Source organism: Saccharothrix sabaoui (genome assembly GCF_051756985.1).
Lineage (GTDB): Bacteria > Actinomycetota > Actinomycetes > Mycobacteriales > Pseudonocardiaceae > Actinosynnema.
On sequence record NZ_JBPKJK010000194.1, the window covers coordinates 1 to 15,322 of the forward strand.

General features: G+C 72.3%; 10 protein-coding genes and 1 pseudogene. 4 read left to right on the forward strand and 7 right to left on the reverse strand.

Features of this window, described 5'->3' with window-relative positions; all coding sequences use genetic code 11:
- Positions 1 to 3,094, reverse strand: a 3,094-nt coding sequence (locus ACR807_RS36655) for a CHAT domain-containing protein (RefSeq protein ID WP_438926107.1), incomplete at its 3' end; no start/stop codon positions are given.
- Between the two features lie 70 nt (positions 3,095 to 3,164).
- Between ACR807_RS36655 and ACR807_RS36660 the strand changes: the two genes are divergently transcribed.
- Positions 3,165 to 4,997 (forward strand): hypothetical protein, encoded by a 1,833-nt coding sequence (locus ACR807_RS36660; protein ID WP_438926108.1) that lies wholly within the window; start codon positions 3,165 to 3,167, stop codon positions 4,995 to 4,997.
- A gap of 69 nt (positions 4,998 to 5,066) precedes the next feature.
- Here the strand turns inward: ACR807_RS36660 and ACR807_RS36665 are convergent, their stop codons facing one another.
- The 3 genes from ACR807_RS36665 to ACR807_RS36675 all read right to left on the reverse strand — a co-directional run bounded on the left by ACR807_RS36665 (position 5,067) and on the right by ACR807_RS36675 (position 8,484).
- Positions 5,067 to 5,738, reverse strand: a complete 672-nt coding sequence (locus ACR807_RS36665; protein ID WP_438926109.1) for a hypothetical protein — start codon at positions 5,736 to 5,738, stop codon at positions 5,067 to 5,069.
- A gap of 198 nt (positions 5,739 to 5,936) precedes the next feature.
- Positions 5,937 to 6,494 (reverse strand): DegT/DnrJ/EryC1/StrS family aminotransferase, encoded by a 558-nt coding sequence (locus ACR807_RS36670; protein WP_438926110.1) that lies wholly within the window; start codon positions 6,492 to 6,494, stop codon positions 5,937 to 5,939.
- Between the two features lie 313 nt (positions 6,495 to 6,807).
- Positions 6,808 to 8,484: an AfsR/SARP family transcriptional regulator gene (locus ACR807_RS36675; RefSeq protein WP_438926111.1), complete on the reverse strand. Its 1,677-nt coding sequence runs from the start codon at positions 8,482 to 8,484 to the stop codon at positions 6,808 to 6,810.
- A 128-nt stretch (positions 8,485 to 8,612) separates the two neighbouring features.
- Here ACR807_RS36675 and ACR807_RS36680 point away from each other — a divergent pair.
- Positions 8,613 to 8,726: pseudogene (locus ACR807_RS36680) on the forward strand (hypothetical protein); the annotation flags it as partial.
- A 2,876-nt stretch (positions 8,727 to 11,602) separates the two neighbouring features.
- On the opposite strand, the gene ACR807_RS36690 reads toward ACR807_RS36680, so the two are convergent.
- The gene (locus tag ACR807_RS36690) at positions 11,603 to 12,013 is read right to left on the reverse strand and encodes a hypothetical protein (protein WP_438926112.1); all 411 of its coding nucleotides are present in this window, start codon (positions 12,011 to 12,013) and stop codon (positions 11,603 to 11,605) included.
- A gap of 1,104 nt (positions 12,014 to 13,117) precedes the next feature.
- Between ACR807_RS36690 and ACR807_RS36695 the strand changes: the two genes are divergently transcribed.
- Positions 13,118 to 13,315: a DUF7669 domain-containing protein gene (locus tag ACR807_RS36695; protein ID WP_438926113.1), complete on the forward strand. Its 198-nt coding sequence runs from the start codon at positions 13,118 to 13,120 to the stop codon at positions 13,313 to 13,315.
- A gap of 541 nt (positions 13,316 to 13,856) precedes the next feature.
- Complete coding sequence (locus tag ACR807_RS36700; RefSeq protein ID WP_438926114.1) at positions 13,857 to 14,042, forward strand: hypothetical protein; 186 nt, start codon at positions 13,857 to 13,859, stop codon at positions 14,040 to 14,042.
- Between the two features lie 39 nt (positions 14,043 to 14,081).
- Here the strand turns inward: ACR807_RS36700 and ACR807_RS36705 are convergent, their stop codons facing one another.
- A complete protein-coding gene (locus tag ACR807_RS36705; protein WP_438926115.1) occupies positions 14,082 to 14,249 on the reverse strand; it encodes a hypothetical protein in 168 nt (55 codons plus the stop codon).
- 64 nt (positions 14,250 to 14,313) lie between these two features.
- Positions 14,314 to 15,165: a DUF4082 domain-containing protein gene (locus tag ACR807_RS36710; protein ID WP_438926116.1), complete on the reverse strand. Its 852-nt coding sequence runs from the start codon at positions 15,163 to 15,165 to the stop codon at positions 14,314 to 14,316.
- Positions 15,166 to 15,322 lie beyond the last annotated feature (157 nt).

The following is a 15,322-nucleotide window of genomic DNA, read 5'->3' on the forward strand; positions in this document are numbered from 1 at the left end:
CACCGCTCGCGGAGTCGAGCAGCTCGTCGTACGCGTCGGCCGCCGCGGTGAAGTCGCCCGCGCGGAACCTGATGTCCGCCACGCTCCGCGCGACCGCCCGCTCGTCACCACCGACCGCGGTACAGTAGTCGATCACGTCGGCGCAGGTCGACGCACGCGCGGCGAGCTGCGCCGTGCGCAGCGCCTCCGCCTTGCCCGCGCCGGCCTTCCGCGCCCGGTAGAACGAGTTCATCAGCAGTCCGGTGGCCACCTCGTCCACCGACCACAAGCTGACCAGCACGGCCGACGCACCCGCGTAGATCAACGCCCTGGGCAGGCCGAACAACTCGTCGCCCTCCCTGCGGTGCGCGACCCCGCTCTGGCACGCGCTCAACGTGACCAGGTCCGCGGGCAGTGACATCCCGAGGATCCGCTCGACGGTCAGCGCACCGTCGGGGTCCTCGTCCGCGAGCAGCACACGGGATCGCGCGGGCCGCTGGGCGTCGAACTCGCCGTGGCAGGCGATGTGGAGCACGGAGACGTCCTCCTTCACCGCGGACCTCATGCCCCCGACCGAGGCCTGCTCGCCGACGAGCCGTTCAGCACCACCCAGCAGCGAGGCGATCACCCGGCTCTGCGCCCGCGAGTGCGCCAACGGCCGATCCGGTCGGGAATCGGCCAGCACGACCGACCTGCTCGCGGTCGGTCGTCGTTTCCCCTGGCAGTAGCGCATGACCGCGGCCGACGGGGTGTAGCAGGTCGGGTTCCGCTCGGCCAGCGGCACGCCGTCGACCTCGATCGCGTGCAGCGGCACGCCGTGCAGGTGGTCGTGCGGGACGATCCAGATCACCTGTCCCGGCCTGCTGTGCCGGACCACCGGTACGACCAGGGGGCTCAACGCCTGCCAGTCGTCCAGGCGCGCGGAGCGCACGTCGTCGAACGAGTCGCCCACGATCGAGGCGAGCGCGGCACGGCGCATCGGCACGCGCACGACGGCGGGTTCAGCGGTGCCGGATTCGATCAGCAGCAGCACGACGGCGTCTTCGGTGACGTGGTACTCGACCAGCAGCGCCTGTCCCAGCAGCGGGCCGAGGTCGGCGAACGTGAGCGGATCGCCACGGCGGAGCTGGACGTACTCGGCCCCGTGCACCCCCGTGGTGGTCATGTCCCGCCAGGTGGCGCTCAACCGGGTGCGGGCGGCCCGCACGGAGGCCAGCGCGGCGACGCGGCGACCGACCGGTCCTGTCACCGAACGCCAGCGGTCGATCTCGGTCATGGCGTCGCGTTCACGCCGGAGCAGGTGGTCGGGCACGTGGTCGGCCCGCAGGTGGGTGGTGCCGAGCTGCTCCAGCAGCAGTCGCGACCGCGACCGCTCCGCCAGGTCGAACGCGGCGACGGAGGCCCGTGGTCGGCCGGTCGCGGCCGCCGCCGCGGTGAGCAGGCCGATCTGGTGGGAGTGCAGGGTCTCGAACCAGCCGTTGACCTGCAGGCGCAGTGTCTCGTCGAAAACCTCGTCGTGGAAGCGTTCCTGCAACCGGAGCGCCTCGTCCAGGGTCTTGAACGCCGCGCGCGGGTCGATCGGGGTCTGCAGCCTGGCCAGTTCGGCGAGCACCCCCATCGCGGTGAGTTGCTGGGAGTTGCTCTCCAGCAGGGCTGCGGCCGCGTGCAGCTCTCGAGCGCCCTCCGCGTGCCGTCCTCGGCGGAACAGCCTGGTGCCGCGGCCGATCATCCGTTGCGCCGGGCCGGTGTCCGGGTAGCGGGTGCGGGAGATCTCGTGCTCCTCGGCCGGCGCCCCCGGCGGAGCGGCGGTGACGAGGGGGAGCCACGGTGGGGCGTCCTCACCCGAACCGCTCGGCGGTCCGGTGACGGAGTGGTCCTGGCCGCCGATGTTCGCACCCGCCCAGCGGCGGACGGGTGCCGCCAGTCCGGTGTCGGCGGCGATCGCCGCGTGTTCGGCGGCGGCCTCGGCGCCGCGGTCCAACCGCTCGGCCAGCAGCCGGGCGCGCAACAGCCGCGCCCGGGCCGCGATGTCGGGTTCCCCGACCTCCTCGTACCCGGTCGCGGCGGCGTGGTACGCGGCGACGGCGGCCTCCCAGTCCGCCGCGGCTTCCAGCACCTGTCCGCGGGCGAACGCGCAGCAGGCCCGCGCTCGGACGACCTGGACCGAGGCGACGTGCGGCTGTGCGATGCCGATCAGGTGCTCCGCGGCGGTCAACCAGTCCTTGCCGGCGGCGATGGCGTGCGCGGTCGGCGGCCACTGGTCCTGTCGGAAGTTCCCGCGCAGGTCGTAGACGGCCAACTCGGCCATGGTGTGCGGCAGGGCCATCCCGGTCGGCTCCCGCACCTCGTCACAAAGCCACGCCTCGGCGTGGCGGGGATCGTCCTTCCGGAAGTGCCGCGCCGACTCGACCCTCGACCACCACAGCACCCAGTCGTCCGACCCGAGGTGCACGGCGATCGTCACCAGGGCCGTCAGCGAGACCGCGATCGACGTCCACGCGCCGCCCGTCGACGGCTGGACCAGGAACGCGTAGGTCAGGGCCGTGCCGTTGGCCAGGACGCTGACCGGGTGGGCCACCCACCAGGCCCACGGGACCGGCCGGCGCAGCAGCGTGGTGGACATGACCTGCATCAGCACCACCGAACCCGAGGTGAGCAGGACGTCCAGCGCCCCGCTCGGCAGCAGGTCGGCGCCGAGGCGTGCCGATCCGACGAGCATGCTCAGGTTCACCACCACTTCCAGCACCACGTGCCGGCGCCGCTCGTGACGGCTCGCCTTCCGGTAGCGGAATCCGCTCACCACGCACACGACCGACGCGAGCCCGCCCACCGCCACGGTCAGCACCGGGTTGACCGGACTGCCGACCGAGGCGACGCCGGCACCGATGCCCATCGGGACCCACACCTGCACCCGCCAGACAGCGTGCACCAGCCGGTCCGGCAACCCCAACGGCCTACCGGGTGTTGGCGTCCGGTGCCGCTGCCGCAATCCGACACCGGCCACCGCCGCGAACGCGATGAACCACGCCGCCGTCGTGATCACACGCGGGTCGAACGGCAGCAGACCTGCGTGCTGCGCCAGGCCGTGGGCCAGGGTCGTCGCACCGTCACGCACGAAACCATCATTCCCGCTCGCCGCTACCGCCACAATGAGGTGTCCGGTCGCGCGACGCGAAGGAGTCCGGGTGGGGGTCGCGAGCACTGTCCCAGACCCGTCGGCGATCGCGTACGCGGTGCTGGCCGTCGCGAGCGCGGTGCTGGTGCTGTCCCGGTTGCGGGAGGTGTTCGGCCCGGGCGAACGTGGGCGGAAGCTCTACGTCCTCGACCTGGTGGTCGCGCTCGCCCTGCTGTTCGGCATGCGCCGGTTCACCGACCTCGCGCAGGCCCAGGACCACGTGCTGCTCGTGGTGGCATCCGGCCTGGTCGCCGGACTGGCGGGTCTGGCCACCACGGGGTTCGTCGCTTTGGTGGTGGCCGCCACCGGCGATCACGCGTCACCGGTGATCACCTGGTTCGTCACGCCGCTGCTGCTCGGTGCGGCGCTGCGCAACATCCGGCTCGCACCGGAGGGGCCGCCCGACGTCGGCGGCGAGCTGACGGATCACGCCGCGCGGTGGTTGATGAGGCCGACCGCGGTCGACGTGCTGTGGGGGCTCGCGGCGAGGCTGGTGTGCGTCGTACCCCTGGTGCTCGTGCTCCTCGTGCCGGGAGCGGAGGTGCCGCCGCAGGCGCGGATCGCGGGTGCCCTGGTGATGTGGTTGATGCTGTTGGCCGCCGACCGGGGTCGACGTCCCCTGCTGATCAGCCACCGCCGAGCCGCTCGGACGAGCGATGTCGGCCTGTTCCTCGTGCTGTTGGCGATCGCCGCCGGTCCGGGCGGTGAACTGGTCTCACAGTGGTGGGTGGCGCACGTCGCCGACGCCCAGTGGTACGTGGTCACGGCCGGGGCCGGCGTGATGCTGCTCCACGCCGTCATCAGTCCGCGCTTCGACCGGTGGCGGCTGTCCTGGCTGGTGGTGCGGGCCAGGCGGACCCTCATCGGACTGCCGCAGGTCGCCTTCGGCTGCTCGGTCCTGCCGTTCCTCGTCACGGGGGTGTTCCACCCGGCTCGAGGACCGCTGCTGTCGGCGTTCGCCGCGTTGGCGACCGGCCTCGTCCAGGCGATCGGCTCGGGGTGGAGCGGCGACGGCTTCACCCGTCAGGGTGCCGACGTGCTGGTGCTGGTGCGCGCTGCTGCGCGGAAGCGGAAGATGCTGCTCGCCGGATGGCGGAACGACCACTTCCACCGGCGTCGGACCGTGCGGATCCGACCGTGGGCATACACGGACCTGCCGCGGATGGCCGGGGTGATGGCGCTGCTCGGCGCCGAATCCGCGCGGGGGACCACGGCCGTGCACATGGCGCTGCCGTGGGGCGGCCTGGTACGGGTGGACCACACCCTCACCCAGGAGCTCCTGCGGCTGGCGGAGCAGGTGCTCGACGAGGTGGAGGAGACGTTCCCCGGGCAGATGTCGACGCCGGGCACCGCAGGACACCACGTCCAACAGATCGCCCGCGCCGACCTGGCCATACACCGTTCCACGGTGGCGCAGTACCTCGACGACTTCGAAGGCGCGATCGCGGCGACGCGCCAGGCCGCCGACCACTACCTCGCGGTCACGGCGCCGGCGCACGCGGCCACCGGCATCATCCACACCGCGAACAGGCTCTCCGCCGTGGGCCAGCACGAGGCCGCCGCCGACCTGCTCGCCGAGGTACCCGACGACCTGCCGCCACCCGTCCGGCGGCTGCTGCTCGTCGTCCGGGCCGCCGCGGCACAGCGGTCGGGCCGCAACGCCGCCGCCCGCACCCTGCTCGCCACCGCACGGGCGATCCCCGACCGCAGCGCCTTCGCGTTCCGCAAGGCGTTCCTCGCGGAGCGGGTCAAGTTCCCCTCTTTCGCGGAAGGCGCGCACAAGGCGCTGACGACGGCCGAACGCGAACTCGACCGCAAGCTCGGCCTGCTCACCGGCCCATGACATGCGACGCGCACGGCCGCGGCCTGTACCGATGGCCACCCGACCGAAGGCGTCCGGCCCGGGTGTCGATCACCCGGGCTGCCGCCGGTGATCCGCCACGACCACCGATCTGAGCAGCACGAAGTTGAACACCAGCACGGTGAGGAGGTAGAGCACGAGCGCCCCGGGAACGACCAACGACATCAGCAGCGCGCCGAAGACGTACATCTTCCACCCGCTTGGCGGCTTGTTGCCCTTCAGGGCGTATGAAGTCGTGAACACCAGAGGGATCACCAGGTAGCCGACAACAGCCGGGAACCCCTCACCGGTCATCACCGTGAACGCGCTCTCGCCCAGGTCGACCCACCCGAAGTCCATCTCTCCCCGGCTCCGCGTCAGATCCAGCCACAAGGCCGACCCCCGGTCGACGAAGCGGGGACCACCGCCGCCGGCGACGTCCACCCGGGTCATCCCGATCAGCGTGATCGCGACCACGACGGCGACCGCCACCATGGTGATCCGCCTGAAGGCCATCAGCGCCAGGAGCGGCCCCCTGAGGAGCGCTCGGTGCAGGAACACCTCGTCCACGTGTACGCCACTGCTCGTGTCGAGCGTGCGGTAGAAGGCGATCTTCTTCGACGCCAACCGTGCTTCGAACAGGAGCAGCGGCGCGAACACGATGCTGATCACCAGCGAGGCGAGCACGATCGCCGCGCCGTAGGACGGCCAGATCCCGTAGCACCACCGGACGACGTCAGCCACCAACGGCACGGTCCGAACCTCCCGGTGTGCGGCGACGGGCCACTGCGGGTCCGCACCCCGCTCCCGGTGGTGCGACCACGGCCCTACTCTGCCCGATCACCGATGCGGTCGCAGGCTTTTGCTCCTCCGCGCGAGCGGGGGGTGTTCCGCGTACGTGACCCGCGCACCCCCACTCCGCTCAGGATGCTCTCACCGCGTTCATCGCCCAGGTGTGCGGCGGCGGTCATGGCGGGATGGCCCGTCCACTTGTCGCGGACGCCGGCCGAGCGGACCTCTATCGCGGTGCCGCCGCGGCGGGCGGCAGTGGTTGCCCAGGCAGACGGTGGTGGTGTCGTCGGGGCGCAGGGCGGGGTGGAAGGGCGGGCTGAGCAGTTCGGTGGCCGTGGCCTCGCTGACGGGCAGGTCGCGGTGCCAGGCGGTGAAGGTGGGTTGGAAGTGGTCGGGCGGGTAGTGCACGCCCACGCCGATCCCCTGCTCGCGCAGCCGGTGGAACACCCGGTCGTGGTCGGGCACACGCACCACCCGGTGGAAGGGCACGCTGTGCCCGATGTCGAGGTCGACCAGCCTCGCCTGGTCCAGGTCGGCGAGCCGGTCGAAGCCGTGTAGTTGGGCGGAGCCGATGGCGGCGTTGAGGACGGGCAGGTGGGCGCGGAGCCCGAAGTCCGCGACCCGGTAGAAGGTCGATCGGGCGCGCGTGTCGTGGCGTGCCGTGATGCCGCGCCGGTCGAACCCCTCCCCCAGTTCGCCGAGGTCCACGACACGGCCGCCACAGAGAACTGGTAGGCCGGTGAGGTGACCCCCTCTTGTCCCCGATGGCAGGGCGGCCGATCCCGACCGGCGCGGCTGGGCGCGGATGTCCCGGAGGACCACCGCGGCGGTCCTCCCGGCCGCTTGTCCCGTGGTCGCGGCCGCCACCTGTCCGTTCGGGCTGATGGTGACGTCGCTGAAGCAGCCGCTGTACTTCGACGGAAAGCTCAGGCGGCGCGGCTGCGCCGGGTCGTCGACCGCCCAGAAGGTGAGCGCGCCGCCGTTCGAGCCGGTGGCCTGCGACTTCGCCCGGCCGGTCCGGTCACCTGGCCGGCGCGTGTTCCCGCACGTGCAGGCGGACGAAGTGGTCGATGCGGTAGCGGTCCGGGGTGCTGGGCCGGACCAGGTGGGTGTTGCCGAGGCGGCGCAGCAACTTCCGGGCGACCGCCGTGGTCGTGCCGGTGAGACCGGCCACCTCGTCCGCCGTCACGTCGTTGCCGGGCAGCGCCGCCAACGCGGTGAGCGCCTCGCGGTCGTCCGGACTCAGCGCGCCGCAGGTACCGGCCAGCACCGTGCGCAGATCTGCGGCGCGCTCGCCGAGGTCCAGCGCGTCCAGCGGCGCGGCGCGCAGCTCCTCGACCAACTCCTCCACCGGGTGCTCCTCCGCCCGGGCGGCGACGATGCCCAGCGCCAGTGGCAGGCCCGCGCAGTGCCGGATCAGTTCGTCCACCGGGCCGGTCAACCGGGTCGGTGGGAGCCGCCGCGCCAGCAGGGCTCGGGATTCCGCCGGGTCGAGCGGACCCAGGTCGAGCACCGGCGCACCGTGCGTGGCGGTCAGGCTCGTCAGGCGGTTGCGGCTGGTGACGAGCACCGCGCACGTCGAGCCGCCGGGCAGCAAGGGCGCTACCTGGGCGGAGTCGCGTGCGCCGTCCAGGATCACCAGCATCCGGCGGTCGGCCACGGTCGCCCGGTAGAGCGCCAGGCGGACGTCGAGCCCGCTCGGGGGCGGTCCCACGCCCAGGCCGTCCAGCAGGGAGTCCACGGCTCGGGAGGTGCTCAGCGGCTCCTGGTGCGGGTCGAAGCCCCGCAGATCCAGGTAGACCAGCCCGTCTGGGAACTGCGCACGGTGTGCCCACCGCAGCGCGAGCCAGGTCTTGCCCACCCCGCCCGGCCCGGTGACGACCGCCTGGCCGGTCCGCCGGACGGTCCGGTCGAGCGCTTCCAGCTCGGCGGCGCGGCCGACGAACGCCTCGGGCGCGGGCGGCAGCCTCCGGGGCGCACGCGACGCCGTCGGCGCGTGCACCAGCCGCTGCCGGACCTCGCGCAGCTCCACGCCGGGCACGACGCCCAGCTCGTCCGCCAGCCGCCGCCGGATGAGGTCGTAGTGATCCGCCGCGTCCGCCTGCCGGCCGCTGCGGTGCAGGGCCAGCACCAGTTGCGCGGCCAGCCTCTCGTCCAGCGGGTGCTCGGTGGCCAGGGCGAGGAGGTCGGGCAGCAGCGCGGCGTGGCGCCCCGACCGCAGCAGCGCGTCGTGGTGGTCCAGGCGGGCCGCGTGCAGCTCCGCGTGCAGGACCCGGCGTACCTGGTCCAACCACGGTGACGCCGCGCCGGTGAACGGCTCGCCGCGCCACAAGGTGAAAGCCCGGGCGCGCAGCACCTCCGCCCCTGCCTGGTCCGCGTCCCGCGCCCGGTTCAGCAGGTCGCGGAACACGTGCAGGTCGACGGCCGTGCGGGGAACGCGCAGCCGGTAACCGGCGGGTGTGCGATCCACGTTCACCGGCAGCGCGGCGCGCAGCCGCGACACGTAGCTGCGCAGCGTGTCGATCGCGCGGCGCGGTCGGTCCGGACCCCACACCCGCTCGGCCAGCTCGTCGGGCGGCACCGGCCGGTCCGGGTCGACCAGCAGCACCGCCAGCACGGCGCGTCGCCTCATCGGTCCGGGGTCGACCGGATGGCCGTCCACCTCCGCGCCGATGTCCCCCAACAGCCTGAATCGCATCGCCACCCGCATCCCCCTCGATCCCCTTCCGGCCGGTACAGCGGTTCGCGCCGGCACGCGCCAGGCATCATGACGGGGTGGAGTTCTCGGTGCTCGGGCCGGTGCGGGCCGTGGTCGACGGGCAGGACGTGGCCCTGGGACCCAGCCGGCAGCAGGTCGTCCTCGTCGCCCTGCTGGCCGACCCGGGCAGGCCGCTGCCGACGGCCGAGCTGGTCGAGCGGGTGTGGGGCGACCGGCCACCGCACCGGGCCCATGCGACGCTGCGCACCTACCTGTCGCGGCTGCGCGCCGCGTTGCCGGTGCGCATCGAGCGCACACCCGGCGGCTACCTGGCCCACGTGCCTGGGGCCGCCGTCGACCTGCACCGGTTCCGCGCGCTGCTGGCCGAGGGGAAACCCGACCGGGCCTTGGCGCTGTGGCGCGGCACGCCGTTCGAAGGGCTGGACAGCCCGTGGCTGCGTCGCCTGCGATCCCTGGTGGAGACCGAGCGGGCCGCCGCTCGCACCCCGGTCGGCGACGCGCGGGTCGTGCCGCGCCAACTCCCGGCGCGACCGCGCCGGTTCAGCGGGCGGACCGGGGCGCTGGCCGCGTTGGACGGCTCCGGCACGACGGTGATCTCCGCGCTCGGCGGCGTCGGCGGCGTCGGCAAGACGTGGTTGGCGCTGCACTGGGCCTACGAGAGGCTGGACCGATTCCCCGAGGGGCAGTTGTACGCGGACCTCCAGGGGTTCGCCCCGATCGGGGCCCCCGTGCACCACACCACCGTCGTCCGGCACTTCCTGTACGCGCTCGGCGTCGACCCGACAGTCGTCCCGGACGATCCCGAGGCGCGCGCGGAGCTGTACCGCGCCCTGACCGGTGGTCGCCGTTTGCTGGTGGTGCTGGACAACGCCCGCGACAGCGAGCAGGTCGTGCCGCTGCTGCCCGGCCCCGGTTGCACCGTCATCGTCACCAGCCGCAACCAGCTCGGCGGGCTGGTCGCCAGGCACGGCGCGCACCGGTTCGCGCTGGGCGTGCTGGACACGGCGGAGTCCCGTGCGCTGCTGGTCGAGCACATTGGCGCGGAACGGTCCGACGCGGAACCGGAGGCCGTCGCGGACATCATCACGTGGTGCGGCGGCTTGCCCTTGGCGCTGGGCATCATCGCCGCTCGCGCCTCGGCCCACCCGGAGCTGCCCCTGGCCGTGCTCGCCGAGGAGCTGCGCGAGCACGCCGAGCGCCTGGATGCCCTGGACACCGGCGACGACCTGACCCTGCGCGCCGTGTTCTCCTCGTCCTACGAGGCGCTGAGCCCGCGGGCGGCGACCCTGTTCGCCCTGCTCGGCTCGGCCCCCGGACCCGATACCACCCTGCCCGCCGCCGAGGCGGTGCTCGGCGGGGCGGCCCGCCGACCGTTGCGCGAGCTGGAGGCAGCCCACCTGATCACCGCGACTTCCGCCGGCCGTTACCGGATGCACGACCTGGTCCGGCTCTACGCCGCGGAACACGCGGGCGCCGACCGCGAAGCGGCCCTGGCCCGGCTGACCAGCTTCCACCTCCACAGCGCCCACCACGCCGACCGGCTGATCGATCCCGAACGCCCGCCCGTCGAGGTCGACCCGCCGCTGGTGGACCCGTACCGGACGGCGGACCCGGAGCGGGCCTGGGAGTGGCTGGCCGCCGAGCACGACAACATCGTCGCCTGTCAGCAGCTCGCCGTGCGAGAGGAACGGCACGCCGCGGTGTGGCAGCTCGCGGCCGTGCTGGACACCTTCCACTACCGCCGGGCGCTCTCCGCCGACCACGTGGAGGCGTGGCGGCACGGCCTGGCGGCGGCCGAGCGCGCCGGTGACGAGACGGCCACCGCCCGGGCTCACCGCAACCTCGGCCAGATCCTGATCAACCTGGGTCGGCTGAGGGAGTCGCGCGACCACCTGCTGGCGGGCCTCGCCGTCGCCGAGCGGACCGATGACCTGCCCCTTCAGAACCACCTCCACCAGATCCTCGCCCGCACCTGGTCCGAGCTCGGCGACAACCGCCGGTCGCTGGAGCACGCCCACCGCACCCTCGACCTGGCCAGGCGCGCCGGCGACCGGCTCCAGGAGGCCAAGGCGGTCAACCAGATCGGCTGGGTGCACGTCGTGCTCGGCGAGTACGACGAAGCCCACGAGCAGTGCACCAGGGCGCTGCGCCTGCTGGAGGAACTCGGCTCCGATGTCGGCCGGGCCGAGGTGCACGACAGCCTCGGTGCCGTCGAACGCAAACGGGGCAACCCCGCGAAGGCGGTCGGCCACTACCGCGCCGCGGCGGCGCTGCTCGCCGACCTCGGCCACTCCCGCTACGAGGCTCCCGTCCTGGCCGAGCTCGGCGAGGTTCACGCCGACCTCGGCCAGGACGGGCAGGCCCGCGAAGCGTGGAACACGGCGCTGTCCCTGTTCCAGTCCCAGGAACGGCACGCGGAAGCCGCCGAGGTGGCCCGGCGACTGAGCGGTGTCGACCGCGCGTCTTCCCCGCCGCCGTCGCGAGACCGCACCCCGGACGCCACCGGTCGCTGATCCGCGCGGCGTCCGGGGTCTTCGGCGAACGGTCCCGGCGCGGCCGGCAGACCTGGTCGGCCGGCGGCAGTGCGCGTTCGAGTTCGCGGTGGGGTTGTCGCGGCGGTACCGCGCAGCGTCGAGCAGCGCGACCGCAACGGCCTGGCACGCCCCCCGGGTGCCAGGTCGTGCGTCGGGTTCGAGGTGGGCCCCGTGCACGTGAGGGCTCGCTCGCGTGGTGGCCGTGGTGGTGGACCCGACGCGGTGCACCGGTGGCTTCGCGTCCACTCGTCCGTCCCCCTGCAGTCCGGTCGTTCCAGTCGGTGGCCTTGAACCTCCCTGGTGGAAGTGAAGATCATCGCGGTGCCTCACCGCGGTCGGTTCGGCGTGCTCGTCCAGCCAACGGGCCGGTGGCCGCCGCACCGACACCGTTGCCGGCTGATCCCGCATCGCCGGGACGCCGGAGTGGTGCACGGTGTCCTGCACCGGTAGCCCGGAAGGGCTGGGATCCGGGTGGGGAGACCACGTCACCGCGGTCTCCCCACGTCCGGCAAGGAGCGCCTTCGCGGCCACCGCTCAGACCGGTCCGGGTTCCCCCTCGACGATCACCGGCACTCGGCGCGGATCCCCTGCGTGTTGAACTTGTTGATCTGGTAGTCGCCGATGTTGTCGCCGTTGGTGTCGACGTCGAGCACCGGGTACGTGCAGCCCGGCCCGATCCAGGTCGGCCAGGTGTGGGTCACGGTGTAGCCGACCGCTGCCTTCACGAACCCCGGCCCGGTGTTGGTCTTCTGGGTCCGATCGTTGTACCAGCCCACGTTGACCCCGTCGGTGACGTTGCCCGGGTGGGTGCGCGTGAAGCTGACCTGGATGTAGCCGGTGGTGTGCAGCGGACTGACGAAGAGACCGAGCACCCCACCGGGCAGGTGGCTTTCCGCGGCGACAGCCGGAGCGGCCATCCCCCCGACCAAAGCCGCCGCCATCGCCGACGCTGCCAGTGCCCTGCGAATCGCCATGTCATCCCCCATCATTGAGTGGCGCTGTCGAGACCACAGTCGTCGACGAGGGCTGACCACAACGTGGTGACATCGTTGAATCCGCAGGTCAACACGGCTGCAGCCCGGCCACGTCCGGTAGTCGCCATCGGTCTTCCGGTCACCGAACCAGTCACCCGGCCCTGTCCGACGGGTGGCGCCGAATGGGCAGTGAAGGTGCCGACAGGGTTCCGATGAAGCCGAGAGCGCTGTCCCGGCCCATGGCGACGTTGGTGTCGACGTAGGTTTTCACGTGAACGCACTTCTGACCGATGTCGGACGACGCGGTGCCGGACAGGCCCGATCACGGCAAGGCGGGTTCAGGCGGTATGGGACATCGGTGGCCGCCGAACTGCGAGGTTATCTGGAGCGTGGGCTCGGCGGGCTGCTCACCGAGGACGTGGTGCGGTTCGCCGCCGCGCGGGCCCTGGTGGCAGCCGGTGTGGACGCGACGGTGTTGCGGATGGAGGCGCCGCACCCGGCGTTGAAGGGTTCGCGGGTCGATCTGGTGGTCGGGCGGCTCGTGCCGGTGGCGTTGATCGAGTTGAAGTTCCCGCGGGAGCCGAACGAGGTGAACGCGGCGTGGACGATGATCTTGGGCGAAGTCCTGAGGACTTCTATCGACTGGCCGCCTATCCCCGGCGAGGTCGACCGGGCCCTCGTCTACGTCGAGAGCAACCGTCTGCGCAGGTACATAGCCGGTGCCGCGCGGCGCTACGGAGTCGACCTGGACACCGACGCGGTCATGCTCGTCCCTGCCCCCGTCGCCGGACTGCCCGCCACGGCCCTGGACACATCGGTGCCTGCCTGCCTGCCTGGCCCGGCACCGCGCCACGGCGCCCCGCCTCGCGGTCATCCCCGTCAACGACACCCTGCGCCTGGCCATCTACCACGTCGACCCGCTCGCCACCCCGCAGACTGCGGCCCTGCCCGCAGGTGGTCCCGAGGTAGAGCGGCCGCTGCCTCCGGTGCAGGCGGCGCGGCGCGCGGCTGCGACGGTCACCGGTACCGACACGCCACCGACCCGACCGGGTTCCCATGGCGTGAGGGAGAAGGCGCGCAGGGAGATCCTCGACGGTCCAAGCCGTGTTGACCCGGTCCGGCGCGTCGACCTTCACGCTGGCCGAGGTCGTCGCCGAGATGGCCCGCCGGGGCACCGGCTACGCCGAGGGCACCCTCCGCACCATGGTCACCTCGCACCTGTGCCACAACGCCACCGACCACGCCACCTACGACGACCTGGAACGAGTCCATCGCGGCATCTACCGGCCGGTATCGGACTGACCGGCACCTGCGGCCGTAGGCGATCCGTGCAGACCGCGCGGTACAGGAGCGCGAGGGCCCGACAGTGTGTCCACGATCCGCACCCTCTGGAGGATGAATGGAGCCGCAGGTCCGCGACAACACCTCGGTGTTGGGCAGTCTGCTCGACGAGATCTTCTGGACGTGCGCGAACGTGCGCGGCTACCGCGCTAGGCATTCACTCAAGGCCCGACAGCGGGGGACTGTTTCAAGATCGGCTCTGGCACACTTTCGGTGGTGACGGTGAGTAGCCAGTCACGGCCGTGACCTTGCGGTGAAGATCGATCCCCTTGCCGGGAAGGTGCTTTCGGGTTGTCGACGCCTTCGTCACCGCAGCGCCGGGCGCCGGACGGCACGGCCGCAACCCGGCTGCGGACCGCGACCACCGCCCTCTGCCACGCACCCAACAACCGGAACCGCCGGTCCGGAGTACCGCCCCCGCAAGGGGATCGGCATCCATCACGGGATCACGACCCAACCAGCTACTCAACGTCACCAACGAAAGTGCGCCAGAGCCACTCGTTTGACAGACCCGGCTCGCGCGGTCTGGCGGGAGGCGCTGGAGCTGTATCGGGATCAAGGCCGCGACACCGACGCCGACCACGTCCAACAACAACTCGACGACCTCGACAACACCACCAACCGCAATCCGGACGCGGCCGCTGACCGTTCACAGGCCGGCATCCAGGCGGGGAACGATCAGCGGTAACGCGGGAACGGCATCAGTTCCCACCGTCCAATCCGCTGCTCAGCGGATTCCGTCGACAGCCCGCAGGCCATTGGGCCACTCCGGCAAGTCGGTGTCCTCCCCGAGACGCAGGCTGCGGGTGTACTCCGCATGCGCGGTGTGCAGGTTGCACCTGTCGAGGCCCTCGGCGCCGGGCAGCAGCCTGTCACCGGCACCCTGGTGGAACACCTTCTCTGCACCCCCAGGACCTGTGCGGCGACCGGCCATCTCGCATGCCGAGTCCGGCCACGGGTCAGGGAGTGAGGCTGAAGGTGGGCATGATCCAGTAGTTCGTGCCCCGGTAGGTCTGCGTCGGGTAGCCACCGTCGGCACCGTAGCGGTAGTAGCTGCCGCTCGTCCGGAACGGCGACCGGGCCAGCAATCCGGTGAAGTAGTCCGGGGACGCCGCGTAGCCACCGGCCGGGGTGTAGTAGGTGATCATGAGCCCCTGCCAGCGCAGCACCGGCAGGGGCGTGGTGAGGCGCACCTGCTGCACGCCCGTGCCCGCCGGTGCCGTGACCTGCGTGATCCGGGTTCCGGTCGGGTTGTAGACGCGCATGATGAGTTCGCCGGTGTAGGTACCGCGCCGAATCATCGCGCCGGTGAGGTAGCCGTCGCGGTCGACCATGGTGCTCAATCCCAGCTCGACCGGCTGGTCGTCGGTGTGGGCGGCGAGCGGCTTGTCGACCATGTCGAACACGCACTCGCAGGTCACCGAGGGCGGGGGCAGCGTCGGCCCGCCCATCTGCACGACCACCGAGGCCGCCGGCCCGGCGGTGTCGCCGACGACCGCGCGGGCCAGCACCGTGTGGGAGCCCGCGGTCGTGGGCGTGAAGTCGTGGAACCACCCACTCGGGGTCCCCGAGGCGCTCGTCCAGCCGATACCGCCGTCGGTGGACACCTCCACCCGCACTCCCGGCTCCGTCGACGACGTGCCGGTCACCATCACCGTCGTGCCGTTCGCGATGAGGAGGTTCGGAGTCGGCGTCCGGATGACCGCCACGGGATCGGCGGCGGACGACACCGGGTCTGCGGCTACGGGCGCGGCGGTGACCACCAGGGCGGTCACGGTCAACACGGCGAGCAGTGCTCGTGATCGGAACACGGTTCCCCTCTCGCGGGCACGCGCCTCGCAGATGAGATCGCGCTCCGTGCCCGCCCCGCTACCGCAGCCGCTACCGGACAAGCCCTTCGGCGCAGCAGGTGCCCAGGGCGGGTGCACTCGGCGGCGGCCCAGCTCAGCCGAGCTTGCGGTGGTCGCG